The organism is Bartonella sp. SL320 (assembly GCF_059687635.1).
In genome coordinates this window covers 1,327,573-1,354,450 of sequence record NZ_CM185143.1, presented here as the reverse complement: position 1 = coordinate 1,354,450, position 26,878 = coordinate 1,327,573, and the positions used below count along the sequence as shown (strand labels likewise).

Sequence of the window (26,878 nt, the reverse complement as noted above, 5' to 3'; positions counted from 1 at the left end):
TTTATTTTAAAGATTTTGTAAAATGGAGAAGTTCTTTTCCATTGACTATATTTGCTCTATTTTAAATGGAGTATTACTATTGTCAATTTCTGTCACAAAAGGTTATATGAGAATAATGGGATAAGGATCTGTAAGCTCATGATGGATGCAACGTCTGTGACGAAACTTCAAGACATGGATAAAAATACTTATAACGATGAGTTATATCGTTTAAATAAGGTATATATCTTTTTAGGGGTTGCTATTATTGTCTTGGCTTTACTTACAGCCTCTGCTTCATTTATTATCCTTATTGGGTTAACCCCTGTTGTCCCCAGTAGAACGGTCACCCTTATTCTTATAGGGATTAATAGTTTTTGGGTTTTAGGGCTTGTTGTCATCGTTTTTTATGAGATGATTCCTATTATTCGTGCTTGGCGTTCAAGACGTGCAGGATCACGCCTTCATGTGCGTCTTATTTCATTGTTTGCACTTGTTGCAACGATGCCAGCTGTTGCTGTCGCTCTTGTGTCAGGGCCTGCACTCAATTTAGGGCTTGATCGATGGTTTGATACAACAACGCGGCAAATTGTGGGGTCTTCTATTGATTTAGCAAATGCTTATGCAGATGAAATGCTTCAAAATTTAAAAAATTTATCCTATGCTATGGCGTTTGCACTTGATAACAAAAAACTTTTAGAACGTAATCCAGCTGAATATAGGATGCAATTGACGCGTCATGCTCTAGGGCGCAATTTGCGTGGTGCATTTTTGTTAAGTTCTCGCGGAACTATTTTTATATCGAGTGCTCTTGGTGATGAGGATAAACTACCAATCCCTCCTTCTCATCTTATTGAACGTGCAACCAGTGCGAGGCCTTTTTCTTTTCAGCCAGGTGTTCACGATTATTTTGGTATTATTTTAAAATTCACCAATATTCCAAACACATTTTTATATTTGGTGCGTGATGTTGATAAAGGCGTTTTATCGGCTTTGCGTTTGACAGAAGTCAATACAGATCGTTATCGCGATTTAAATGAAAACCGCCTGCTGACGCAAATTGCATTTGGTATGCTTTATTTATGTCTTTTTTTTAGTTTGTTCTTATCCGCTATTTGGGCTGCGATTGCTGTCGCTGATCGCTTAGTTCGTCCTATTCGTCTTCTGATTAGTGCTGCTGATGATGTTGCTTCTGGAAATATGGAAATTTTTGTACCAGTACGAGCAAAAGATGGAGATATTGGGCAATTATCTAAAACTTTTAATTATATGGTCAGTGAATTAAAAAGTCGGCGCAATGAACTGATTGCAGTGCGTGATCAAATTGATGAAAGACGGCGTTTTTCTGAAGCTGTGTTATCGGGCGTAACTGCGGGAGTAGCCGGTATTGATGATAATGGTGATATTACAATTATTAATAGGTCTATTGAAACGATGTTTGATATTCGTTTTGAACAGGTTGTTGGACAAAGCCTTTTATCTTTGAGTGCTGAAATCTGGCAGGTTTTTCAATTTGCACGTTCATTGGGGCGTAAAAATCATCATGAGCAGGTCACTTTAAACGTTGCAGGAAAAGAGCGTGTCTGTAATGTTCAAGTTACGATGGAAGAGGATGATGGACAGGGGCAATCTTGGGTTCTAACCATTGATGATATTACAGATCTTGTTGCAGCACAACGTACAGCAGCGTGGGCCGATATTGCACGGCGTATTGCACACGAAATAAAAAATCCCCTCACACCTATTCAGTTATCGGCTGAACGTATTCGTAAACGTTATAACAAAGTTATTACACAAGATAGAGAGGTTTTTGAACGGTGTATTGACACAATTATTCGACAGGTTGGCGATATTGGGCGTATGGTTGATGAGTTTTCTTCTTTTGCACGTATGCCCAAACCACAAATGCATGTTTTAGATATACGTGAATTGTTGCGTGAAGCATGTTTCTTGATAGAAGTAACGCGACATGATATTCATTTTGAGCAAGACTTAGGAAGTCATCCCCTTATGGGGGCATTTGATAATCGCCTTATTGTACAGGCTTTTTGCAACGTTATCAAAAATGCCAGCGAATCCATAGATTCTGTTATGCGAGAGGAAAATATTCGCGGTCATATTCTTATCCGTTCTTATCGTCAAGAAGAATGGGTGATTGTGGATGTTGTTGATAACGGGAAAGGACTTCCTAAAGAGCAAAGACAAAAGCTATTAGAACCCTATATAACAACGCGGGAGAAAGGAACAGGACTCGGGCTGGCCATTGTACGCAAAGTTATAGAAGATCACGGTGGTTCTATGGAGCTTCATGATGCACCAGAGAGTTTTTATGAAGGTCGTGGTGCGATGATCCGTTTAATGTTTCCGGCGCAGGGAGAAAAGCAGGGTCGTATTATACAAGCTATAAATCATAAGATAGGGGAATAGTATGGTATCAGATATCTTGATTGTTGATGATGAAGCGGATATTCGTGAGCTTGTTGCTGGTATTTTAGATGATGAAGGTTATGAAACGCGTGTTGCTTGTAATTCTGATGAAGCATTGGCTCAAATTAGTGAGCGTATTCCAAAACTCATTTTCTTAGATATTTGGTTACAGGGAAGCCGCCTCGATGGTCTTGCACTACTTGATGAAATTAAAACGCAATATCCGGCTCTTCCGGTTGTTATGATTTCTGGTCATGGGAATATTGAGACTGCTGTTTCTGCTATAAAGCGAGGGGCCTATGATTTTATTGAAAAACCTTTTAAAGCAGACAGACTTGTATTGGTTGCTGAGCGAACACTTGAAAACTCAAATTTGAAACGTGAGCTTTTAGAATTGCGAAAACGCTCGAACGAGACATTGGAGTTGCTCGGAAAATCAACGGTTATTAAAAATTTGCGCCAAATTATAGAAAAAGTAGCACCAACCAATAGTCGCATCATGATAACAGGTCCTTCAGGGGCGGGAAAAGAGACTGTTGCACGAACGATACATGCGCTCTCAACACGTTCAGATGGGCCCTTTGTTACAATAAATGCAGCAACGATTACGCCGGAAAGAATGGAAATAGAGTTGTTTGGGAGCGAAATGGAGGGAAGAGAGCGCAAGATCGGTGCCTTAGAGGAAGCCCATGGTGGAATACTCTATCTTGATGAAATTGCTGATATGCCGCGTGAGACTCAGGGTAAGATTCTTCGCGTGTTAACGGGACAGGCATTTGAGAGAGTTGGCGGTACAAAACGTGTTAAGGTGGATGTTCGTATTATTTCTTCAACAGCGCAAAATCTTGAAAATCTTATTTCTGACGGGCGCTTTAGAGAAGATCTTTTCCACCGCCTTTCCGTTGTTCCTATTGCTGTTCCTCCCCTTTCAGCCCGTCGTGAAGATATTCCAGAACTGGTCCATCATTTTGTAAAAACAATATCGCAGCAGGTTGGAATTAAGCCGCGTGAAATCAGTGATGATGTGATCGCTATATTGCAAACGCATGCTTGGCCGGGTAATGTACGGCAATTACGCAACAATATTGAGCGTCTTCTCATTCTTGTGCGGGATGGTGATGGTCCTATAACAGCGGACTTTCTCCCCAGTGAAGTGAGTGATTCTTTGCCACGTTTTCAAATGGATTCAGATGAAAGTATCATGGATTTACCGTTGCGTGAAGCACGAGAATTGTTTGAAAAGAAATATTTAGTCGCGCAAATTGGGCGTTTGGGTGGAAATATATCTCGCACTGCTGAATTTATAGGCATGGAACGTTCAGCCTTGCACCGTAAACTTAAAGCGCTTGGAGTTTCTTAAGGTTATGCGTATTATTATTTGCGGTGCAGGACAGGTTGGTTATGGGATAGCAGAGCGTCTTGCTGCTGAAAATCACGATGTGACTGTTATTGATATTGAAACCAGATTAATTGAAAAAATTCGCGACACATTGGATGTAAGAGGTTTTGTTGGTCATGGTTCACGGCCTGAAGTTCTTTTGGCTGCCGATGCGGACAAAGCTGATATGCTGATTGCTGTTACTTTGTTTGATGAAGTGAATATGGTCGCGTGCCAGGTCGCTCATTCATTATTTAATGTTCCCACAAAAATTGCTCGTATTCGCTCACAATCTTATTTAGAGCCACGCTATAAGACACTTTTTTCCAGAGAGAATATTCCCATTGATGTGGTCATTTCGCCAGAAGTTGAAGTTGGGGAAATGGTTTTACGTCGTATTGCTCTGCCTGGTGCAATAGATGTTCTTTATTTTTGTAATGATGATATTGTTGCGCTAGCTTTAGAATGTATGGAAGATTGTCCTGTTATTAATACCCCTTTGCGTCAATTAACAGAGCTTTTTCCAGATCTTCATACAACGGTTACTGCCATTAAACGTGGTTCAGAATTGTTAGTTGCACATTCAGAAACACAATTACGTGTTGGTGATATAACCTATCTTGTTGTTGCTCGTGAACAGATGCGTCGTGCTGTTGGGCTTTTTGGTCATAAAGAACAAGATGCCCACCGTATGATTATTGCAGGGGGAGGACATATTGGTCTTTATGTAGCACAGGCTATTGAAAAGCGTCTTCATAAATTAAAATTGAAGATTATAGAGTCGCAGAGAGAAAGAGCCCTCACAATCGCTGATCAGCTTGAAAAAACAACTGTTTTATATGGGAATGTCTTAGATCCGGTTATTCTTCAAGATGCAGGAATTGATCAGGCTGATTTAATGATTACATTAACCAATCAGGATCAGGTTAATCTCTTAAGCGCTATTATTGCTAAAAGATTGGGTTGTAAAGCTAATATGGTGTTGATTAATAATGTTGCTTACCAAGAATTTAGCCGTACCGTTGGTGTGGATGCCTATCTTAATCCCCATAGTGTTACAATATCGAGAATTTTACAACAAATGCGCCGTGGGCGTATTCGTTGTGTTCATTCAGTTTTTAATGGTCGGGCAGAAATTATTGAAGCTGAAGTGATGCAAACCTCTTCATTGGTTGGTAAGTCATTATCAGAGCTTAATTTATCAGATGGTTTGAGAATTGGGGCAATTTATCGTAATAAAACAATAATACAACTTTCAGCAGAGACGCGTATTTTGTCTGGTGATAGAATAGTAATTTTTGCCCTTGCTGATAGAGTTCGAGAGGTTGAACAACTTTTTCGCGTAAGTTTGGAATATTTTTGATAGATTATTGATGGATATTTGTACTTTTTGGTATAGTGGGCAGTTAAGATTAGTGGATAGACTTTGTTTGTCTTCAATGGTTAAAACTGGACAGCGCGTTAAGCTTTTTAGTTATGATAAGGAAATAGGCAATCTCCCTGCTGGTGTTGAGTTGCATGAAGCCGAATCAATTTTACCGCGTTCAGCAATTTATCGCCTTGATCCCCATTTTTCTGAGGATAAACCAGGATGTACAATTGTTCAGTTCTCGGATTTTTTTCGTGTTATGCTGATGAAATATCAACAAGGTGTTTGGTTAGATACAGATGTTTATCTCGTTAAACAATTTCATCCAGATGCGAATAAGGTTTGGTTAGCAAGAGAAAATAATGTAAGAGTAGGCGTTTCTGCCCTTTATTTTCCTCCAGACAACCCTATCATAAAAGTGTTTGAAGATTATTGGGCAAGCACAGAAATTGTTCCTCATTGGCTTGGTTTTAAGCGCCGTGTTTGGAGACCATTCTGGTTAAAGAGAAAAAAAATACCAGTCTTACCGAGAAATCTTGGCGTTACGATATTTGGCAATGATGGTATTTCACGCTTAGCAAAACGGTATGGTTTTTTTCATGAATCAAAAGAAAAGGAAACTTTTTATTATTGGACTGGGCGAAAAACTGAATACATTTTTGAACCAACTTTTGGTGTAAAACCGCTTACAGATTCACGCATGATAGGATTTCATATTCACAAAAAGATAAAGACCACACAAAAGCCTCAGGAAGGAAGTTTTTACCATTGGGCAGTTTCTCGCATTCCTGAAGTTCATGATTTGTTTTAAGTAGAGTTATTATAGCTATTTTAACCATTGGGATTTTAATCTATCTTAAACAGCTCTTGATTGTCGCTTACACAAGAGAGTAATGTTAGCCTATGGATAAAAATATTGAATGTATAAAGAGCGATTGTTATATGACAAGGAAAGTGAAAATATGAGTGATCCAATGAAAACAGCCTTAAGCCTTGTTCCTATGGTTATTGAACAAACCAATCGTGGTGAGCGGGCCTATGATATTTTTTCCCGTCTTTTAAAGGAGCGGATTATTTTTATTAATGGTCCTGTTGAAGATGGTATGGCAATGCTTGTTTGTGCTCAATTGCTTTTCTTGGAAGCGGAAAATCCCAAAAAAGAAATTAGTCTTTATATTAATTCTCCAGGGGGAGTCGTGACATCTGGTATGGCAATTTATGATACGATGCAGTTTATTCGCCCTCCTGTTTCTACGCTTTGCATGGGGCAGGCAGCATCTATGGGATCGTTATTGTTAACAGCTGGAGCAAAAGGGCACCGTTTTACTTTACCAAATGCGCGTATTATGGTGCATCAACCATCTGGTGGTTTTCAAGGTCAAGCGTCAGATATTGAGCGACATGCACAAGATATTATAAAGATGAAACGGCGTTTAAATGAAATTTATGTTCAACATACAGGTCAAGATTATGAGGTTATTGAGAGAACGCTCGATCGCGATCATTTTATGACAGCAGAAGAAGCTAAAGCATTTGGCTTAGTTGATGATGTTATACATTATCGTGCTGAGACTGAAAAAGAAGAAAAAGATTAAGGATTTTTATAGAAAAAATAGCTACTTTAAATAAAGAATTTTATAGTATCGCAAAATTAAAAGAGACACCTAAAAAATATTGAGACATTTATGATTTTCTATATGTCTTTTAGTTTTCATGATGAACAGCTTCCTTTGAAAAGGCGAAGTATTCATATATCGTGGTGAAAGGAAAGAAAAATGAGCAAAATTAGCAATAGCGGGAACGAATCAAAGAACACTCTCTATTGCTCGTTCTGCGGCAAGAGTCAGCATGAGGTGCGTAAGCTTATTGCAGGTCCTACTGTATTTATCTGTGATGAGTGTGTAGAGCTTTGCATGGATATTATTCGGGAAGAAAATAAGTCTTCTGGGGTTAAGGTGCGTGATGGCGTTCCTACTCCGCAGGAAATTATAACTGTTCTTGATGATTATGTTATTGGTCAGCAGCATGCAAAGCGTGTTCTTTCTGTTGCAGTCCATAATCATTATAAACGGTTAGCGCATCAGTCCAAAAGCAATGATATTGAGTTAGCGAAATCAAATATTCTTCTTGTTGGTCCAACAGGTTGCGGTAAAACTTATCTTGCGCAGACATTAGCACGTATTATTGATGTTCCTTTTACAATGGCGGATGCGACCACTTTGACTGAAGCGGGCTATGTGGGTGAAGATGTTGAAAATATTATTTTAAAGCTTCTTCAAGCGGCGGATTATAATGTTGAACGTGCGCAGCGTGGTATTGTTTATATTGATGAGGTCGATAAGATTTCTCGTAAAGCTGACAATCCTTCTATTACAAGAGATGTTTCGGGGGAAGGTGTTCAGCAAGCGTTATTAAAAATTATGGAAGGAACGATTGCTTCTGTTCCTCCTCAAGGTGGACGTAAACATCCGCAACAAGAGTTTCTTCAAGTTGACACGACAAACATCTTATTCATTTGTGGAGGAGCCTTTGCAGGTTTAGAGCGAATTATTTCAGGGCGTGGTGAAAAAACTTCTATTGGTTTTTCTGCGACCGTTAAGGCCCCTGACGAGCGTTGCGTTGGTGAAATCTTTCGTGATTTAGAGCCTGAAGATCTTATAAAATTTGGTTTAATACCAGAATTTATTGGGCGTCTTCCTATTGTTGCTACTTTAGAGGATTTAGACGTTAACGCTCTTGTGCAAATTTTATCACAACCTAAAAATGCCTTAGTAAAACAATATCAGCGCCTTTTTGAAATGGAAAATGTTGAGTTAACATTTCATGAAGATGCTTTACGTGTTATTGCGAAGAAAGCTATTGAACGTAAAACTGGTGCCCGTGGTTTACGTTCGATTATGGAAAAGATCTTGCTTGAGACGATGTTTGAGTTGCCAGCTCTTGAAGGCGTTCAAAAAGTGGTTATTTCGAGTGATGTCGTTGATGGGAAAGCACGTCCTCTTTATATTTATTCAGAACGTACAGAAGATAAGGAAAATGTATCGGCATGACAGTGTGTGGTGTACAATATAGGAAGTGGTTATGAACAGTATTGAGTGAGTATTTCTAATAATATCGTTATAGTGCTTGATTTATGTGTTCATAATTACCACTTCATGTATTGTGAAGAGCTGAGATTTTCTAAGAGTGGGCTTGTTGTTGTAGATAGCTCATAGGCTCCAGAAAGGAGAGTTATGCAATATATTGATGAAAAGACAGATGAGTTAAGAGATGGGGTTTATGCTGTTTTACCTCTTCGTGATATTGTTGTCTTCCCCCATATGATTGTTCCACTTTTTGTGGGTCGCGAAAAATCTATTCGTGCTCTTGAAGAAACGATGGCGGTTGATAAGCAGATACTCTTGGTGACACAAAAAAATGCCTCTGATGATGATCCAAAAGCAGAGGATATTTATCATATTGGTACATTTGCAAATATTCTTCAACTTTTAAAGCTTCCTGATGGCACTGTAAAGGTTTTGGTTGAGGGAACAGCACGTGCAAAAATTAGTCAGTTTGCTTTAAGTGAAGGCTATCATCAGGCTTTTGCAACTGTTACAGAAGAACCTAGAGAGGGTGATGTTGAGATTGAAGCTCTTTCAAGGTCGGTAATTTCTTATTTTGAAAATTATGTAAAGCTTAATAAAAAAATCTCTCCTGAAGTTGTCAATGCGATTGGCCAGATTGATAATCCTTCTAAGCTTGCTGATACGATTGCCTCTCATTTGATGATTAAACTTGCAGAAAAACAGGAGATATTAGAGCTTTTACCTGTACGGGATCGTCTTGAGCGTGTCCTGTCTTTCATGGAAGGAGAAATTTCTGTTTTGCAGGTTGAAAAGCGGATCCGTTCGCACGTTAAACGGCAAATGGAAAAAAACCAACGGGAATATTATCTCAATGAGCAGATGAAGGCTATTCAAAAAGAGTTAGGAGCAGGTGATGATAGCCGCGATGAGCTTTCTGAACTAGAAGACCGTATTAAGAATACAAAACTTTCCAAGGAAGCACAGGAAAAAGCTGTGGCAGAGCTGAGAAAATTACGGAATATGTCTCCTATGTCTGCAGAAGCGACAGTGGTCCGTAATTATCTTGATTGGTTATTAGCAATGCCTTGGGGTAAAAAATCTAAGATTAAAAACAATTTAGATTTTGCTGAAAAGGTCATGAATAATGAACATTTCGGTCTTGAAAAAGTTAAAGAGAGAATTATTGAGTATTTGGCTGTACAAAGTCGCGCGTCGAAGATAAAAGGTCCCATTATTTGTTTGTTAGGTCCTCCTGGTGTGGGAAAAACATCATTAGCGCGCTCTATTGCAAAGGCGACGGGACGTGAATATGTTCGTATCTCGTTGGGAGGTGTACGGGACGAAGCAGAAATTCGTGGACATCGCCGAACATATATTGGTTCGATGCCTGGAAAAATTATCCAGTCTATGAAAAAAGCAAAAAAATCTAATCCGCTTTTCTTGCTTGATGAGATTGATAAAATGGGACAAGATTTTCGTGGAGATCCTTCTTCTGCTTTATTAGAAGTTCTTGATCCTGAACAAAATGGTACATTCACCGACCACTATTTGGAAGTTGAATATGATCTTTCTGATGTCATGTTTATCACAACTGCCAATACGCTTAATATTCCAGGTCCGTTAATGGATCGAATGGAAATTATTCGTATTGCTGGTTATACTGAATGTGAGAAAATGGAAATTGTTAAGCAGCATCTTTTACCGAAGGCCCTAAAAGAGCACTGTTTGTCTAAAAAAGAGCTCAGTATTTCTGATGAAGCAGTAAGGTCAATTATTCAGTTTTACACACGCGAAGCAGGTGTTCGTAATCTTGAGCGTGAACTCATGAAAGTTGCTCGTAAATCTGTTACAAAAATTCTAAAAACACATCAAAAATCTGTAAAAGTTACCGAAAATAATATTAATGATTTCCTAGGAGTTAAACGTTACCACTATAATCAGATTGAAGGAGAAAATCATATTGGTGTTGTAACAGGCCTTGCGTGGACAGAGGTTGGTGGAGAGTTATTGACCATTGAAGGCGTTATGATGCCCGGAAAAGGAAAGATGACTGTCACTGGGAATTTGCGTGATATTATGAAAGAGTCTATTTCTGCGGCTGCATCTTATGTCCGTTCTCGTGCTGTTGATTTTGGTATTGAACCTCCACTTTTTGAAAAACGCGATATCCATGTTCATGTCCCAGAGGGAGCAACACCAAAAGATGGTCCATCTGCTGGAATTGCAATGGTAACCGCGATTGTTTCGGTCCTTACAGGGATAGCTGTGCATAAAGATATCGCTATGACTGGTGAAATTACTTTACGTGGGCGTGTTTTACCCATTGGTGGATTAAAAGAAAAACTCTTAGCTGCGCTTCGAGGAGGAATAAAAAAAGTACTCATTCCTGAAGAAAATGCAAAAGATTTGGTCGATATTCCTGATGATGTCAAAAATAATATGGAAATTATTCCAGTAAATCATGTGAGTGAAGTTTTGAAACACGCTTTAGTTCGTTTCCCCGACACTATTGAATGGAAGGAGCCTTCTACAGTGGCTGTTCCCATCCGGTCAGAGAACAGCGATGGTGAAGGAATACAGATTGCACACTGATTCACTTAATCTCTTTATAACGGCATTTTTTAAGCGACTGAAGGTGATTTCATAGTTATTATTTTGTTTTTTATCAAAAAAAAATAAAAAATTCCGTGAATAACTGTGATTATTGCTAAAAAAACAATGTTTTGGATAAAAATAAGACTTCTGTTTGCTGTACTTTTCAATAAACTGACCAATAACATGATTAGGTCATGTTGCCAGGTAATATAGGGAAAGGAAATATCTCATGAATAAAAGTGAATTGGTTAGCTCCGTTGCTGAAAAGGCAGGTGTTTCAAAAGCGCAAGCAGGGGCTGTTGTTGATGCTTTTATGGCGTCTGTAACAGAAGCGTTGGCTTCAGGGGGCGATGTTCGTCTTCCAGGTTTTGGCTCTTTTGAAGTTTCTCATCGTGCTGCGACAAAGGGGCGTAATCCTTCAACGGGTGCTGAGATCGATATTCCAGCACGTTCTGTACCTAAATTTTCTGCAGGAAAAAGCCTTAAAGAAGCAGTTAATAAAAAATAATTTAAACAATATTAAAAAAACCCGATTTATTTATAATCGGGTTTTTTTAACATATATGCATCGTATGCGTTTTTCATACAAAAATTTTTTAGATTTGTACGGTACTTTTCTCATTTCATGAATTTCTAATATTTTTGAAAATCATTTCAAATATTGTCTAAAATACCGTGGTTTTCAAATGTATTGTCTCAAGATTATTTCAATAAATACTCTATTTTAATAATAGGGTATTGTATAGCTCATAAATATGATGTTCACTTTTATGATGTGGAAGTGCTACGGTATTTATTTCCAAATAACACTCATAAAGAGTATAAGGTAAAAAACTCTGTGAAATCTATAAAACTATTATGAATTACAATTTTTACACTTAATATAAAGTGCACGTGAGTTTTCTAATGTTATTTTTCCAGTTTTTATAATATTATGACTAGCTACTTAGCATTTGAGGTGGGGCTCTAAGAGGTTGTCTTTTTCCTTTCTTCTATAGTTCTCTTAACTTACAATAACAATTTCACTTATGAGGCAATAGTTGACTGGTTAAGCAGATGATTTTTATCGATAGACTATAAGATGATTTGAAATAAAATAGTTTTGTAATATTGAGATTTATCACTCACTATAGATAAGAGGTTTTATAAATATTAAGAAAAGAAATTTAAAATAAAAAAATATATTATAAAGTGATATTATAGTATAAATTAATAACATTATTAAAATTTAATTATTGTTTTTTTATTGTCATAATAGTTTTATATTATTAATTTGTTTTTATCATTTATTAATATTAACTTATTTGTAAAGAGAATTGATTATTTATAATAAAAGATTATTTCATATCTTTTACATTATTGAATAAATGATGAAATATAGAATAGCGTTTATTGATTGAGAGAGTCCTTTTAAACAAGGCTTTAGAATGATTATTTTATGAGGGTTATAGAGACCTATTCAGTAGATGAGAGGTGAATCATGTATTTTTTATAAACAGGGGCTCTTGGATTCTTTATTTGTTAACCACTGAATACAATCATTGAGAGCTCTTGCTGTTATAACTTGTTTTTTTGCTAATTTTTTTTCTTTACTTGGCAAGCGTTTTCCTGAATGTTTAAAAGAAGAAATAGGGGGAAAGAGTCCAAAATTGATATTCATAGGCTGAAAAGACTGTCTTTCTGCTTCTTCATCTATAATGTGTCCCCCTGTAATATGATTCAAAAGAGCTCCGAATGCTGTGGTTTGTGGGGGGAGACAAGGACACTTATGATGATAGTCGGCCACAGAAAAACGTCCAGCAAGAAGCCCTATTGCTGCTGATTCTACATAACCTTCACATCCAGTAATTTGTCCAGCAAAGCGTAGCTGTTTTTGTTGTTTTAAACGAAGGGTTTGATCAAGAATGATTGGAGAGTTGAGATAGGTATTGCGGTGAAGGCCGCCAAGACGTGCGAATTCTGCTTTTTCAAGACCGGGGATCATTCTAAAAATACGGATTTGTTCACCATATTTCAGTTTTGTTTGAAAGCCAACCATATTATAAAGCGTTCCAAGCTTATTATCTTGGCGTAATTGAACGACAGCATAGGGTTTAACGGTGGGGTTATGGGCATTGGTTAAGCCCATAGGTTTCATAGGTCCATGTCTTAAAGTTTCAAGTCCGCGTTCAGCCATAATTTCAATGGGGAGGCATCCATCAAAATAGGGTGTTTTTTCAAAGTCACGAAACTCTGTTTTCTCTGCCTTTTTTAGCGCTTCAACGAATGCTTCATATTGTTCTTTATCGAGGGGACAATTAAGATAATCTTTTCCTGTTCCCTCAGGACCAATTTTATCGTAGCGAGACTGATACCAACAAATATTTGTATCAATACTATCGGTATGGATAATAGGTGCAATAGCATCAAAAAAAGAAAGAGCTTTTATACCGGTTATTTCTTTTAATTCTTGAGCAAGTGCAGGTGAGGTAAGGGGCCCCGTTGCAATGACAACATGCTTCCAATCTTCGGGAATCTCTTGAATTTCTTCGCGTTTGATTGTTATAAGCGAATGATTTTCAAGTGCTGATGTCACAGTTTTTGAAAATCCATCACGGTCAACAGCAAGAGCACTCCCAGCAGGGACTTTGTTGGCATCAGCTGCTTTCATAATTAACGATTTTGCTAATCGCATTTCAGCATGTAAAAGCCCTACGGCATTTGTTGATGAGTCATCAGAGCGAAAGGAATTTGAACAAACCAGTTCTGCTAATTTATCAGTTTTATGGGCATCTGACTTTTTTTGGGGACGCATTTCATGCAAAATAACAGGAATTCCTGATTGAGCGATTTGCCAGCTTGCTTCACACCCTGCAAGACCGCCACCGATAATATGAATTGGAGTATCGAATTTCTTTAACATAATCGACTTATTAGCGTAAGCCGCCGTGTATGAAAAGCCTAGATTTTGTTTTTATTTTTTATAAGAATGGCGCGTATTGAGTTTTTTTAATATATTTGTTTGCTTTTTTTCTATAATTAATGGTATAGAAACGCCGCTTGTATAAGGTTATTAGCTTGCTAAGTTTGAGCGGATGTGGCGAAATTGGTAGACGCACCAGATTTAGGTTCTGGCGGGAGACCGTGGGGGTTCGAGTCCCTCCATCCGCACCAAAGCAATCCCTTAAGTGCTACGGATTTCTAAATGTCTGAAATTCCGCTTACATGGTAATGTAACACTTAAAGTGTTAGAATGTAATGATGATTAGAGTGGGGTTATCCCTCTCCTTGAGAAAAATGAAGGTGTTTAATGCAGGTTACCGAGACGCTTAATGAAGGACTGAAGCGCGAAATTAAGATCGTGGTTCCAGCGAAAGATTTAGAAGAAAAACTAAATGAACGATTGGATGATACCAAGGGTAAGGTTAAGCTTAACGGTTTTCGTCCCGGTAAAGTGCCTAGTGGACATTTGCGAAAAATGTACGGTAAATCTTTTATGGCAGAGATTCTCAATGAGATACTCGCTGATGCGCCACGTTCTATCTTAGCGGACAGAAATGAACGTGCAGCGATGCAACCGAAAATTGATATAGACGAAGATGAAGAAATTCTAGAGGGAAAAGCCGATTTTACTTTTAGTTTAAAGTATGAAGTTTTACCAAAAATTGAAATTAAAGACTTTGAATATATCGAAGTTATTCGTGAAATTGCAGCGATTCCTGAAAAGGACATTGATGAGCAAGTTAATCGTGTCCTTTCTTCTACGCGTAATTATTCCCTAAAAGAAGGGATTGCTGAAGAAGGTGATCGTATTACCATAGATTATTTGGGTAAGCTTGAGGGGGTTCCATTTGAAGGTGGGGCAGATAATGATGCACAACTGATTCTTGGATCAAAACAATTTATTCCAGGTTTTGAAGAGCAATTAGTTGGTGTAAAAGCTGGGGATGCAAAAACGATTTCTGTTCAGTTTCCTGATAATTATAGTGCCGCACATTTGGCAGGACGGGAGGCAGAGTTTGATATTACTGTCAAGGCTGTCTTTAAACCAGATGAGTTAAAAATTGATGATGAAGCAGCGCAAAAGGTTGGTTTAGAATCTCTAGAGCGTTTGCGTGAGGTTGTTCGTGGGCAGATTGAAAGCCAATATGGTTCAATGACACGTCAAAAAGTTAAACGTCAAATTCTTGATGCTTTAGATGCTGATTATAATTTTGAGATTCCTGAAGGTCTTTTAGAAATTGAGTTTAACAATATATGGGCGCAGGTTAATGATGATTTGAAAAAGGCGGGGCGTAGTTTTGAGGACGAGGGGATTACAGAAGAAAAGGCACGGGAAGAATATCGTGTTCTTGCACAACGTCGTGTCCGTCTTGGTTTGGTGCTTTCTGAAATTGGAATGAAGGTTGGTGTTAAAGTTAGTGAAGATGAGCTAAAAGCAGCTGTTTTTGAGCAAGTTCGTCAGTATCCTGGACAGGAAAAAGAGATTATGGACTTTTTCCGCAAGACACCGGAAGCTGTTGAAAATCTACGGGCTCCGATTTTTGAAGAAAAGGTTATTGATCATTTGTTGGCGAAGATAAAAGTCACAGATAAAGAAGTGACGGTTGAAGAACTGATGAAAGAATATGACGAATCAGATGCTCCTGAAGAAAAGACAGCAAAGAAAAAATCTTCAGTGAAAGAAAAGTCTGCAGAAAAAGCATCAGCTAAGAAAAAGGCTCCTAAAAAAGCGTAGATTTAAATGAATAGAACAAGCTCGATGGAATCGGGTTTGTTTTGAAATTATATTCTAGGCTTACACTGGGAATAGTTTTAGATGAGCCGTGAGATATGTTTTAAAATATTGGTAGTGGATTGGCAATGAGCATCATTGATACGCGTATTCCTGATTCTAAGCGTTTTATTTCTGGCGTTACAGGTGATTGGGAAGTCATCATTGGCATGGAGGTTCATGCACAAGTCATATCAAATTCAAAACTTTTTTCAGGAGCATCAACCAAATTCGGTGCAGAGCCGAACAATCATGTATCACTTATTGATGCGGCTATGCCAGGAATGTTGCCGGTTCTTAATCAAGAATGTGTTCGTCAAGCGGTTCGAACGGGTTTAGGATTAAAAGCGCGTATTAATTTAAAATCTGTTTTTGATCGCAAGAATTACTTTTATCCAGATTTACCGCAAGGGTATCAGATTTCTCAGTTTCGCTATCCCATTGTAGGGGAGGGGAAGATTACCATATCTGTTGGTCCAGATTCGAATGGCCAATTTGAGGATATCGAAGTAGGGATTGAAAGGTTGCATCTTGAACAGGATGCTGGAAAATCCATGCATGATCAACATCCAACGATGTCTTTTGTGGATCTTAATCGTTCTGGTGTTGCTCTTATGGAAATTGTTTCCAAACCTGATATGCGCTCATCAGATGAAGCCAAAGCTTATATGACAAAACTGCGGACGATTGTTCGTTATTTAGGAACCTGCGATGGCAATATGGATGAAGGTTCTATGCGTGCGGATGTGAATGTATCCGTTCGTCGTCCTGGTGAAGATTTTGGAACGCGTTGTGAAATCAAAAATGTTAATTCTATTCGCTTTATTGGTCAAGCAATTGAATATGAAGCACGTCGTCAGATCGCAATCTTAGAAGATGGGGGCGTCATAGAGCAAGAAACACGGCTTTTTGATGCGACTAAAGGTGAAACCCGCTCTATGCGCTCAAAGGAAGAAGCGCATGATTATCGTTATTTCCCTGATCCTGATCTTTTACCATTAGAGTTTGATCAAGCATTTGTGGATGCTTTGGCAGCAGACTTGCCTGAATTGCCTGACGCTATAAAAGCACGTTTTGTTAAGGAAATGGGATTGACCGTGTATGATGCTTCCATTCTTGTGACAGAAAAGGCTATTGCGGATTATTTTGAAGAAGTAGCGTATGGGCGTGATGGAAAAATAGTTGCCAATTGGGTGATTAATGACCTCTTAGGAGCTTTAAATAAAGATAATCGCGAAATTGAAGCGTCACCAGTATCGCCAAGTCAGTTGGGAAGCATTATTGATCTTATAAAAGAAGGCGTTATCTCTGGAAAAATTGCCAAAGATCTTTTTGAGATTGTTTGGAATGAGGGGGGAGATCCACGCCAAATTGTAGAAGAACGCAATATGAGGCAGGTAACTGATACGAAGGCTATTGAAAGAGCCGTTGATGAGATCATTGCTAATAATTCTGATAAAGTTGTGCAAGCAAAGCAAAAACCTGCTTTAGCAGGTTGGTTTGTTGGACAGGTCATGAAAGCAACAGGGGGTAAGGCAAATCCTCAAACGGTTAATGAATTGGTTAAGATAAAACTTGGCATAGATTAAATTTTATGGGGTAGAGACAAATCCATAAATATGATATCTTGTCGAAATTAAGGGATAGTAAGTTATCCAATCAATTGAGGTGTGGCTGGATTTACCAGTCACTTTTTTGCTAATTTCAAGCATTACTAAGTTTATTCCAGCGCTTGATTTTATTTATGAGCATACTGAGGAAATGGAATAGGAAATGGCTCGTTTTTTTAAGCAAATATTTACCTGGTGGAATGGTAATACCATAGGTACGCGTTTTTTTACATGGCGCAAAGGTAAGCGGATAGGGGAAGATCAATTTGGAAATATATATTATGAGGGGGGACTTCATAAAGATGGTTATCCGCATCGTTGGGTTATTTATAAAGACTATTCGGAAGCTTCCACTATTCCACCAGGTTGGCACGGTTGGATTCATCATCGCTTTGATAATCCACCAACACAGGAGGATTATCACCCCTATGAATGGGAAAAGCCTCATGTTGCAAATATGACAGGAACAAGTGAGGCTTATCGACCAAAGGGAGCTATTCCTTACAATGATGAACGTCCTTTTGTGCATGAGGATTATGATGCCTGGTCACCTAAAAGATAAAATGGTCACCTAAAAAATAAAATGTTTTAATGGACGTGTGTATTTTCATCTTATTGGGCTCTATGTTATGATAAATATTATTTTAAAGGTGCGATTGATTTTGAGATGATGAGTTTTTTTTTATTATTGAGGTTGAGACGTTTTAGATATATTTTTTTTATAGGAATTTTGGTGTTTTTATCCTTAAATAGTGGGGTGCGTGCTGAACGTATTAGCAATGGAATTGCTGTTTTCGCGGGTCTTGATAAAATTACGGGGCGGACGACTCGTTTTGAAGTTTCTCTTGGTGAAACTTATCAGTATGGTGCATTGCAGGTGACTCCTCGTGCTTGTTATACGAGCTCTAAAGATGAACCAACGCGTACAACAGGTTTTGTTGAAGTTAATGAAGTAACATTAGATAAAAAAATACGGCGTATTTTTACAGGGTGGATGTTTGCAGATAGTCCTGGTTTAAATGCTGTTGAGCATCCTATTTATGATGTGTGGTTAAAAGATTGCAAGCAGGCTTCTCAAGACTTACCTCTTCAATGATTACGGTATTATCTATTTGTAATCCATTGATTTATAATGAGAGTTTATCATTTCACAATTCGAATGGGAAGTTTGAGTTTTATGATTTTTTTATTCTAAACTTTTTATATTGAAAAGAGCAAAACTCTTGCCTTATTCGTTACAAACGGTCTGCTATTTAAGAAAGAAATAAAATTTTTTTCATGAACCTTTTGCATCCAAGGATGCATTATGCAAATTACGTATTGTTTTTAGAGTATCCCATAGGCAACAATTCTTGAATTATATCTATTAGAAGTTGAAGTAAAAGCTTATTCATATTGGCTAAAAAGATAAACTGATTCTTGTGCCTTTAATAAGGTTAAACCTCTTATGAAGAACGGAACATCATTGTGTTTTATATTTACGGGCTTGTTTTAAAGTGACCTCTCTTAAGGCTCGTCACATTCATTTCATGATGGCGCTCATGAATGGTATAAAGATAAATCCATTAAGTATTTCCTATCTTTAGGCTTGTAGAAGAATAAGCAGAGATCATCACACATTTGGGACCGCGCCCAATGTTGCTCCTCGATAGTCCTTGACACTTAAAACTCTTCATAAGAGGCATTTTTATTCTTCTCTTGCACAGGTTTTATCAACACAGTTCTTTCCGCTTGTAACGTGCAAGCCAATGGTTTTACTTAATAAAATGAGTTTGGGATGAGAGAATCTTACGATATTGGAAAATCTAACTCGATATGAATAAAATTAAATTATCATTATAAATCAAAATTTTGACCTTATGAAAAAACAGACATGTAAAGTGCATAGTTTATGAAACACCAAGAATTATATCGAGAAAAAACAAAAGTACTGGTAGGCCTTCATTCTTATGGAGATTTCTTTTGTCATTCACAAAGTAGAAGCAATTCAAGCTCTTTTGTTGGAACAATTAAGCTTTAAGATTATTTAAAATTTTAATTTCAGTATAGCATGTTTAAAAAAATGCCAAAATTGATATGTTTCTGGAAAAAAACAACATTTATGGTATTTTACATTTTTATTATAAAGTGCTTCACAATAAAGTTTGTATATTGCATGACAAACTTCATATTTTAATAATCAAGATATCATTACATATTTTACGTGATATTTTGGATATCCATGCTTTTAAAAATCTTTTTATATAAGAGACACGTATTTTTATAGTGAGCTTTTAAAAATTTAATAAAGGGATTTCGAAAAGCCGTTAAAAGATTTCGTATTACGGGGAGGGATACCTTTATTTTGCGTAAAGAATGTCCTGTTATTCCAAAGAATAAGAGATTTTATACAATGAAAGTTTCTAGTCATCAATATAAGAATGTTTCCCGATTGCCAAGAAAACCTAAAGAACCTTTATTGAATGTTCCATTTATTATTGTTGTTTTGATCGTATTTTGTTTTTGTCTTTATTGCATTCCTCAGTATTTTTTTTCTCCTCAGCTTTATACTGAAAGTTTGGAGTTTTTTTCATTTACACCAACATTGTTTAAGACGGATCCTCTTGCATTTTTTTATACCATGGTGAGTTATTCATTTATGCATGGTAGTTTTAAACATGTTACTCTTAATATGGTTTGGCTTTTGGTTTTTGGTTCTCCTTTAGTAAAGCATTTTGGTGTTTTACGTTTTTTAATTTTTTGGGTTGTAACGGCCGTTGTTTCTGTTTTGACTTATTTTATCTTTCATCAAGAAAGTGTCATCTCACTTGTTGGGGCATCAGGGGCTGTATCTGGCATGATGGGAGCTATTGCACGTTACGGTTTTCCCAGCAGTTATTTAGGGGCCAATGCGCAGAACGAAAAACCTTTGGGGGCTTTATTATCCATCAAAAAAGCTCTTTGTTCCAAGGGCGTACTCATTTATATAAGTGTATGGCTGGCGGCTGATTTTATCATAGGTATTTCTTCTGTTCTGTTTGAAGAAAATGGTATCTCAATAGCATGGGAAGCGCATATTGGCGGGTTTGTTACGGGTTTTTTGTTGGTTCGTTTTTTTGATGTCTCACAAAAAATTAAAAGCTAGAATCTAAGATATCGATGCGCTACATAAAGTGCTATTGTTGCGGCGTTTGAAACATTTAATGATTTAATATTTCCAGGCATATCAAGGCGCGCTAAAGCGCAAACGGTCTCACGAGTTTTTTTACGCAAACCTTTGCCTTCTGCTCCTAAAACAAGAGCAACTTTATTTCCTGTTAGTGCTGTTTCTAGAGGTTGTTCCCCTTCTGAATCAAGACCAAAGCTTGTAAAGCCTGTTTGGTGGAGTTCTTGAAGAGTTTCAGCAAGGTTTCGTACGGTAATGTAATGAATCATTTCTAGGGCTCCAGATGCCGCTTTCGCAAGAACGCCGCTTTCCTGGGGAGAGTGTCGGTAAGTAGTAATAAGGGCCTTAGCTTTAAATGCAACGGCAGAGCGCATAATGGCACCAACATTATGAGGATCAGTAATTTGATCCATGACAATGACCAGATCACTATTGGTTAGCTCCGATAGCTTGCACGGTTTGAGAGGAGACGTTTCCAAAACAATCCCTTGATGAACCGCCTCACTTCCAACGAGCGAATCAAGATATTTAGGGGTGCATAATGTAACAGGGCAAGGATAATCTGATTCGGACATATTTAATCGTTTTAAGGCATTTTGTGTAACGTAAAGACATTTAAAAGTTCTTTTTGGGTTTTTTAAAGCAGCCTGAACGGAATGAATGCCATAAAGACGGATTATCCCTTGCTGTAAGGCAACAGTTTCCTTCTTTAGCTGCGTAGAAGATCGAGAAGGAGAGCCTTTTCTATCACGATATTGACGACGTAAACGAGCATAATGAGAATTTTGTGATGTTTTATCTTTCATAACTTCTTTATAGCCTCTTAATAAGAAAAATAGCTAGAAAAAATCTATAATTTAAAGTTATGAGCAGGAAATTTGTACAGAATTGTATTTATTCTGTTGACAGATACAATCGTAATCGTCATAACCACATCGCAATCAGATTGAATTGAATGGGTATTCGAGATGATTGTCGTGATGCCTCATCGCGCGACTTTGCCGGTGTAATGGAGGGGTGCCCGAGTGGTTAAAGGGGGCGGACTGTAAATCCGTTGCGTATGCTACGTTGGTTCGAATCCAACCCCCTCCACCATTCATCGAAGGAGAGTTAGTCCATGGGTCATGCGGGTATAGCTCAATGGTAGAGCAGCAGCCTTCCAAGCTGAATACGCGGGTTCGATTCCCGCTACCCGCTCCAAATGGTTGTTGGTGATCAGGCAGTTTGATGTGATATACGATGGAAGATATTCCATTGTTTAAAGTGGGCGGGCTTTTCCGTCTAGGTATTATGGTGATTGGGCTGGTTATAGGGTCCAGTTGAATTCAGTTCTGCAGACCTGTTTTTAGGGGCAAACAAAGATAGAGAATAGAACAAGAGACTAATAGCGATGGCGAAGAGCAAATTTGAACGTACGAAACCACATGTTAATATTGGTACGATTGGTCACGTTGATCATGGGAAGACTTCGTTGACAGCAGCGATTACGAAATTTTTTGGTGAATTTAAAGCCTATGACCAAATTGATGCTGCACCGGAGGAACGTGCCCGTGGGATTACCATTTCTACAGCACATGTTGAGTATGAAACGGAGAATCGTCACTATGCTCACGTTGATTGTCCAGGACACGCTGACTATGTGAAAAATATGATCACTGGGGCAGCGCAGATGGATGGAGCCATTTTGGTTGTTTCTGCCGCTGATGGTCCTATGCCTCAAACCCGTGAGCATATTTTGCTTGCTCGTCAGGTTGGTGTTCCAGCGATTGTTGTTTTTCTGAATAAGGTTGATCAGGTTGATGATGCAGAGCTTTTGGAACTTGTAGAGCTTGAGGTTCGTGAACTATTATCCAAATATGACTTCCCAGGCGATGATATTCCGATTGTTAAAGGTTCTGCATTGGCAGCACTTGAGGATAAAGATAAAAGCATTGGTGAAGATGCGGTTCGTCTTTTAATGAGTGAAGTTGATAGTTATATCCCAACGCCTGAGCGTCCTGTTGATCAGCCATTTTTGATGCCGATAGAAGATGTTTTTTCTATTTCGGGTCGTGGAACGGTTGTTACGGGTCGTGTTGAGCGTGGTATTATTAAAGTTGGCGAGGAAATTGAAATTATCGGAATTCGTCCGACTTCCAAGACGACGGTTACAGGGGTTGAAATGTTCCGCAAGCTTTTAGATCAAGGTCAAGCGGGTGATAATATCGGGGCTTTGCTTCGTGGTGTTGATCGTGAAGGGATTGAGCGTGGTCAAGTATTGGCGAAGCCCGGTTCTGTTACACCGCATACCCGTTTTAAAGCAGAGGCTTACATTTTGACGAAAGATGAAGGAGGTCGTCATACACCCTTTTTCACGAATTATCGTCCGCAATTTTACTTCCGTACGACGGATGTTACGGGTATAGTTACGCTTCCAGAAGGAACGGAAATGGTTATGCCAGGCGATAATGTTGCGATGGATGTGTCACTGATTGTTCCGATAGCGATGGAAGAGAAACTTCGTTTTGCTATTCGTGAAGGTGGTCGTACTGTTGGTGCCGGTATCGTCTCTAAGATCATTGAATAAATAATGTGTGTTAAAACATTGCTGGAAGAGTTGCTAAAGGTATTTTAGTTTTGAGAGTTAGGGGTATAGCTCAGTTGGTAGAGCGGCGGTCTCCAAAACCGCAGGTCGCGGGTTCAAGTCCTGCTGCCCCTGCCAAAAGGGGGATAGAGTTTTAGATATGGGGGAACAGATCTTGCAGCCTTTTTCGCTTTTTTTTATATGGGGCTTGTTTTTTTGTGTGTGAAACGCTATTGAATAGAAAGTAAAGAGAATTGCATCAGTCTGGAAGTTGGCTTTTGCATTTTTTGTATTTGTATAAAACACAGTGGGACTAGAAGAGAGTATATAGGGCTAGAGAGAGTATAGTGTGACGATGGCATCTAAAACCAATCCGATTACCTTTTTAAAGCAAGTTTATGCAGAGACAATTAAAGTGAAATGGCCTACACGTCGTGAGACGGTTATTTCTACTGTTATGGTTTTGCTCGTGACTGCTTTAGCTTCAGCTTTTTTCTTTATTGTGGATCAGGTTATGCATTTTAGTGTTTGGCGGGTTATTGATCTTCTGAAATATCTTTTTAGTTGAGAATGTAAGGAAGTGTGACTGTGGCGGCTCGTTGGTATATTGTTCAGGCATATTCAAATTTTGAAAAAAAAGTAGCGGAAGCTATTGATAAAGAAGCTAAGCAAAAGGGACTTGACCATTTATTTGAAAGGATTTTTGTTCCAACGGAGCGTGTTGTAGAAGTCCGTCGTGGACGAAAAGTTGATGCTGAACGAAAATTTTTTCCTGGCTATGTTCTTGTTCGTGCTGAGTTAACGGATGAGGTTTATCATCTTATTAAGAATACACCTAAAGTGACGGGATTTTTAGGGTCGGATTCGCGTCCTGTTCCCATTTCTGATCGAGAGGTTGAGCAAATTCTCAAACAAGTTCAGGAAGGTGTTGAGTCTCCAAAATCTTCTGTATTGTTTGAGGTTGGAGAGCAAGTTCGCGTTGCTGATGGTCCTTTTGTTTCATTTAATGGAATTGTTCAAGAGGTTGAGGAAGAGCGCTCTCGTCTTAAGGTTGAGGTGCTCATTTTTGGGCGTCCTACGCCTGTTGATTTGGAATTTGGTCAGGTTGAAAAACTCTGATTAAACTTAGAGTGATTTTGAATGACTTTAAGGAAGACGTGGGAGGTGATTTATGGCTTTTGTCGGCTTAATGATCCGAACCACATGACTGCAGCGGGTGGCGAGCAAGATATCAAGAAAGATATATTGTCAGTATACCAGTAAAATTGAAGGCAGATTATTATGGCAAAAAAAAGTATAGGTCAGCTCAAGTTGCAGGTTCCTGCAGGGGCTGCTACTCCATCTCCACCGATTGGTCCAGCTCTTGGACAACGTGGTATTAATATTATGGAGTTTTGTAAAGCGTTTAACGCAGCGACACAAGAAATGGAAAAGGGAGCACCGATTCCAGTTGTTATTACGTATTATCAAGATAAGTCTTTTACGTTTTCTCTCAAAACACCTCCCGTATCGTTCTTTTTAAAGAAGGAGGCACAACTAAAGTCAGGATCAAAAGAGCCTGGTAAAGTGTCTGTAGGAAGTATTTCTCGCGATAAAATTCGTTCGATTGCGGAATCAAAGATGAAGGATCTTAATGCGAATGATATTGAGGCAGCAATGCGTATGGTTGAAGGTTCTGCGCGCTCGATGGGCTTAGAAGTGGTGGGCTAGTATTATGGCAAAAGTAGCAAAGAGAATAAAGAATATCCGAAAAGATATTGATTTTAATCAACTTTACGCTTTAAAAGATGCCGTTTCAATGGTTAAGGAGCGTGCTGTTGCTAAGTTTGATGAGACAATTGAAATTTCAATGAACTTGGGTGTTGATCCTCGTCATGCTGATCAGATGGTTCGAGGTGTTGCTCATTTGCCAAACGGTACGGGACGAAATATTCGTGTTGCTGTTTTTGCTCGTGGCGACAAGGCTGAGGAAGCTAAGGCTGCAGGAGCTGATATTGTGGGTGCTGAGGATTTATTTGAAAGCGTTAATGGGGGAACAATTAACTTTGATCGTTGTATTGCAACGCCAGATATGATGCCTCTTGTTGGTCGTCTTGGTAAGATTTTAGGGCCACGGAGTTTGATGCCAAATCCGAAAGTTGGTACCGTAACACTTGATGTTTCTGGTGCTGTTAAGGCTTCTAAGGGTGGTGCTGTCGAGTTTCGTGTTGAAAAAGCTGGTATCGTACATGCTGGTATTGGGAAGGCTTCTTTTGGCGTTGAAAAAGTCGTGGAAAATATTAAAGCCTTTGCAAGTGCAGTTATTAAAGCAAAACCGCAAGGCGCGAAAGGTGAGTATATTAAGCGTGTTGCTGTTTCTTCAACGATGGGGGTTGGCATTAAAGTTGATCCCGCAACAGTTCGTTCAGAGTCAGTATAGGTCTGAATTATAATTTTTTTGAGGTATGTGATTATCAAAGTTATATTTTAAATGTCAGTTTTAACAGGCATTTAGCTATCTAAGCTTTATAAGGCTTAGGTTATACCGGAAGAAATTCCGGAATATCCTGTCCGAGATTGTAGGTGATGCTTTTAAGTATCTTAATCAAGAAAAACCTGCATGAGACTGGGGTAAAAAAACTGAGAGTTAAAAAGACTTGAAGGGTTTGAGCCAGGGTTACCTTTGAATGCTATGCGTGAAAAGGGGACAGGATCCTCATCGGTGACATGAAATATTTTTATGTTATCAAAGGTAACCAACAGATTTGTTCTAAACAAATCTGTTAAATGGAGAAAGACAGTGAATAGAGCGGAAAAACGCGAGTTTGTTACATGGCTTAACGAGGCTTTTAAGAAGTCTGGTTCTGTTATTGTTGCACATTATTCCGGTCTGACAGTTTCGCAGATGAACGATCTTCGTTCAAAAATGGGTGAAGCTGGCGGTGCCGTTAAAGTCGCCAAAAACCGTCTTGCTAAAATCGCTCTTCAGGGCACGGAATCTGAATCGATAGCAAGTTTGTTTACTGGGCAGACGCTTATTGCTTATTCAGAAGATCCAATTACAGCACCGAAAGTTGCTGTTGATTTTGCGAAAAGCAATGACAAATTTGTCATCCTTGGTGGTTCAATGGGTGCAACGAATTTGAGTGTAGACGCTGTGAAGTCATTGGCTTCATTGCCTTCGCTCAACGAGTTGCGGGCAAAAATTGTGGGTATGATTTCTACCCCTGCGACCCGTATTGCACAGGTTGTTAATGCACCTGCTGGTCAGGTTGCACGTGTCATTGGAGCATATGCTCAGGAGGATAAGGCGGCTTAAGGCTGTTTGTATTCATATTTATGGGAAAGTTTTGCTGCTTTTCTGTTTTTTGAATAAATTTTAAACAATGGTTCAAATCTTTTAATTGAAGGAATTTAAAAATGGCTGATCTAGCAAAGATCGTAGAAGACCTTTCTAACTTAACTCTTTTGGAAGCTGCAGAGCTTTCTAAGTTGCTTGAAGAAAAATGGGGCGTTTCGGCTGCTGCTCCTGTAGCTGTTGCTGCTGTTGCTGGTGCGGCTGCTCCAGCTGCTGAAGAAAAAACAGAATTTGATGTTATTCTTGTTGAAGGTGGCGCACAAAAGATTAATGTTATTAAGGAAGTTCGTGCTCTGACAGGACTTGGTCTTAAAGAAGCAAAAGATCTTGTTGAAGGGGCGCCTAAGCCTATTAAAGAAGGGGCTTCGAAAGAAGAAGCAGAAAAAATTAAATCTCAACTTGAAGCTGCTGGTGCTAAAGTTGAACTTAAATAAGTTTAATTGTATCGGCGGACATAAATGTTCGCCGATTTTCTTATCTCTTAGATAAAGAGGGAAAGTAATGAGTAAGAAAACCTTTTTCCAATGGTTTTATAACAGTTATGGTATAGGTTGGATTTCTCGTTCCTCATCATAGAGCCAAATAGATGAATGGCTTGTTTTGGTGGGAAAAGTTAACGATGCTCATTATTGGGTGTCAAGTGAACTGATCTGC

Annotated in this window: 22 protein-coding genes and 4 tRNA genes; 24 read left to right on the top strand and 2 right to left on the bottom strand. The window is 38.5% G+C overall.

The genetic code is table 11. The annotated features are described in order from the left end of the window. Window positions 1-141: 141 nt before the first annotated feature. The 8 genes from AC6ER8_RS05615 to AC6ER8_RS05580 all read left to right on the top strand — a co-directional run bounded on the left by AC6ER8_RS05615 (window position 142) and on the right by AC6ER8_RS05580 (window position 11,324). The gene (locus tag AC6ER8_RS05615; protein WP_497079627.1) at window positions 142-2,406 is read left to right on the top strand and encodes a sensor histidine kinase NtrY-like; all 2,265 of its coding nucleotides are present in this window, start codon (window positions 142-144) and stop codon (window positions 2,404-2,406) included. 1 nt (window position 2,407) lies between these two features. After that, window positions 2,408-3,766 carry a nitrogen assimilation response regulator NtrX gene (gene ntrX, locus AC6ER8_RS05610; RefSeq protein WP_497077751.1) on the top strand — a complete coding sequence of 453 codons (1,359 nt, stop codon included), beginning with the start codon at window positions 2,408-2,410 and terminating at the stop codon, window positions 3,764-3,766. 4 nt (window positions 3,767-3,770) lie between these two features. Then, window positions 3,771-5,147, top strand: coding sequence for a Trk system potassium transporter TrkA (gene trkA, locus AC6ER8_RS05605; RefSeq protein WP_497077750.1), 1,377 nt, complete (start codon window positions 3,771-3,773; stop codon window positions 5,145-5,147). Window positions 5,148-5,157: 10 nt separating this feature from the next. After that, complete coding sequence (locus AC6ER8_RS05600; RefSeq protein ID WP_497077749.1) at window positions 5,158-5,964, top strand: glycosyltransferase family 32 protein; 807 nt, start codon at window positions 5,158-5,160, stop codon at window positions 5,962-5,964. Window positions 5,965-6,115: 151 nt separating this feature from the next. Then, entirely contained in the window at window positions 6,116-6,748 is a 633-nt protein-coding gene (gene clpP, locus AC6ER8_RS05595) for an ATP-dependent Clp endopeptidase proteolytic subunit ClpP (RefSeq protein ID WP_212112123.1), read from the top strand. Between the two features lie 180 nt (window positions 6,749-6,928). After that, complete coding sequence (clpX, locus tag AC6ER8_RS05590; protein ID WP_497077748.1) at window positions 6,929-8,203, top strand: ATP-dependent Clp protease ATP-binding subunit ClpX; 1,275 nt, start codon at window positions 6,929-6,931, stop codon at window positions 8,201-8,203. Window positions 8,204-8,386: 183 nt separating this feature from the next. After that, window positions 8,387-10,813, top strand: coding sequence for an endopeptidase La (lon, locus tag AC6ER8_RS05585; protein WP_497077747.1), 2,427 nt, complete (start codon window positions 8,387-8,389; stop codon window positions 10,811-10,813). A 232-nt stretch (window positions 10,814-11,045) separates the two neighbouring features. Further along, a complete protein-coding gene (locus AC6ER8_RS05580; protein WP_012231443.1) occupies window positions 11,046-11,324 on the top strand; it encodes an HU family DNA-binding protein in 279 nt (92 codons plus the stop codon). Between the two features lie 981 nt (window positions 11,325-12,305). On the opposite strand, the gene trmFO is transcribed toward AC6ER8_RS05580, so the two are convergent. Further along, window positions 12,306-13,718, bottom strand: coding sequence for a methylenetetrahydrofolate--tRNA-(uracil(54)-C(5))-methyltransferase (FADH(2)-oxidizing) TrmFO (trmFO, locus tag AC6ER8_RS05575; protein WP_497077746.1), 1,413 nt, complete (start codon window positions 13,716-13,718; stop codon window positions 12,306-12,308). 168 nt (window positions 13,719-13,886) lie between these two features. Here trmFO and AC6ER8_RS05570 point away from each other — a divergent pair. From AC6ER8_RS05570 to AC6ER8_RS05545, 6 genes are all read left to right on the top strand, one after another. Next, window positions 13,887-13,969, top strand: a tRNA-Leu gene (locus tag AC6ER8_RS05570). A gap of 136 nt (window positions 13,970-14,105) precedes the next feature. Then, window positions 14,106-15,533: a trigger factor gene (gene tig / locus AC6ER8_RS05565; protein WP_497077745.1), complete on the top strand. Its 1,428-nt coding sequence runs from the start codon at window positions 14,106-14,108 to the stop codon at window positions 15,531-15,533. Window positions 15,534-15,658: 125 nt separating this feature from the next. Further along, a complete protein-coding gene (gatB, locus tag AC6ER8_RS05560; protein ID WP_497077744.1) occupies window positions 15,659-17,158 on the top strand; it encodes an Asp-tRNA(Asn)/Glu-tRNA(Gln) amidotransferase subunit GatB in 1,500 nt (499 codons plus the stop codon). Window positions 17,159-17,342: 184 nt separating this feature from the next. Continuing rightward, entirely contained in the window at window positions 17,343-17,741 is a 399-nt protein-coding gene (locus tag AC6ER8_RS05555; RefSeq protein WP_497074065.1) for an NADH:ubiquinone oxidoreductase subunit NDUFA12, read from the top strand. 108 nt (window positions 17,742-17,849) lie between these two features. Then, on the top strand, window positions 17,850-18,275 hold the full coding sequence (locus tag AC6ER8_RS05550) for a DUF2155 domain-containing protein (protein WP_497079625.1): 426 nt from the start codon (window positions 17,850-17,852) through the stop codon (window positions 18,273-18,275). Window positions 18,276-19,571: 1,296 nt separating this feature from the next. Further along, window positions 19,572-20,303 carry a rhomboid family intramembrane serine protease gene (locus tag AC6ER8_RS05545; protein WP_497079623.1) on the top strand — a complete coding sequence of 244 codons (732 nt, stop codon included), beginning with the start codon at window positions 19,572-19,574 and terminating at the stop codon, window positions 20,301-20,303. On the opposite strand, the gene AC6ER8_RS05540 is transcribed toward AC6ER8_RS05545, so the two are convergent. Further along, complete coding sequence (locus tag AC6ER8_RS05540; RefSeq protein WP_497077743.1) at window positions 20,300-21,130, bottom strand: TrmH family RNA methyltransferase; 831 nt, start codon at window positions 21,128-21,130, stop codon at window positions 20,300-20,302. The two genes, AC6ER8_RS05545 and AC6ER8_RS05540, sit on opposite strands and share 4 nt — an antisense overlap. A gap of 205 nt (window positions 21,131-21,335) precedes the next feature. On the opposite strand from AC6ER8_RS05540, the gene AC6ER8_RS05535 reads away from it, so the two are divergent. The 10 genes from AC6ER8_RS05535 (at window position 21,336) to rplL (ending at window position 26,658) form a co-directional block, all read left to right on the top strand. Beyond that, window positions 21,336-21,419, top strand: a tRNA-Tyr gene (locus AC6ER8_RS05535). Window positions 21,420-21,450: 31 nt separating this feature from the next. After that, a tRNA-Gly gene (locus AC6ER8_RS05530) sits at window positions 21,451-21,524 on the top strand. 190 nt (window positions 21,525-21,714) lie between these two features. Then, complete coding sequence (gene tuf / locus AC6ER8_RS05525; protein WP_142417119.1) at window positions 21,715-22,890, top strand: elongation factor Tu; 1,176 nt, start codon at window positions 21,715-21,717, stop codon at window positions 22,888-22,890. A 59-nt stretch (window positions 22,891-22,949) separates the two neighbouring features. Further along, window positions 22,950-23,025: transfer RNA gene (locus AC6ER8_RS05520), tRNA-Trp, on the top strand. A gap of 217 nt (window positions 23,026-23,242) precedes the next feature. Continuing rightward, on the top strand, window positions 23,243-23,455 hold the full coding sequence (gene secE, locus AC6ER8_RS05515; protein ID WP_497077742.1) for a preprotein translocase subunit SecE: 213 nt from the start codon (window positions 23,243-23,245) through the stop codon (window positions 23,453-23,455). 20 nt (window positions 23,456-23,475) lie between these two features. Continuing rightward, on the top strand, window positions 23,476-24,006 hold the full coding sequence (gene nusG, locus AC6ER8_RS05510) for a transcription termination/antitermination protein NusG (protein ID WP_497074068.1): 531 nt from the start codon (window positions 23,476-23,478) through the stop codon (window positions 24,004-24,006). Window positions 24,007-24,168: 162 nt separating this feature from the next. After that, the gene (gene rplK, locus AC6ER8_RS05505; RefSeq protein WP_012231471.1) at window positions 24,169-24,597 is read left to right on the top strand and encodes a 50S ribosomal protein L11; all 429 of its coding nucleotides are present in this window, start codon (window positions 24,169-24,171) and stop codon (window positions 24,595-24,597) included. Window positions 24,598-24,601: 4 nt separating this feature from the next. Further along, a complete protein-coding gene (gene rplA / locus AC6ER8_RS05500; protein WP_497077741.1) occupies window positions 24,602-25,306 on the top strand; it encodes a 50S ribosomal protein L1 in 705 nt (234 codons plus the stop codon). Between the two features lie 360 nt (window positions 25,307-25,666). After that, entirely contained in the window at window positions 25,667-26,185 is a 519-nt protein-coding gene (gene rplJ / locus AC6ER8_RS05495; RefSeq protein WP_497077740.1) for a 50S ribosomal protein L10, read from the top strand. 101 nt (window positions 26,186-26,286) lie between these two features. Continuing rightward, window positions 26,287-26,658 (top strand): 50S ribosomal protein L7/L12, encoded by a 372-nt coding sequence (rplL, locus tag AC6ER8_RS05490; RefSeq protein ID WP_012231477.1) that lies wholly within the window; start codon window positions 26,287-26,289, stop codon window positions 26,656-26,658. Window positions 26,659-26,878: the final 220 nt, after the last annotated feature.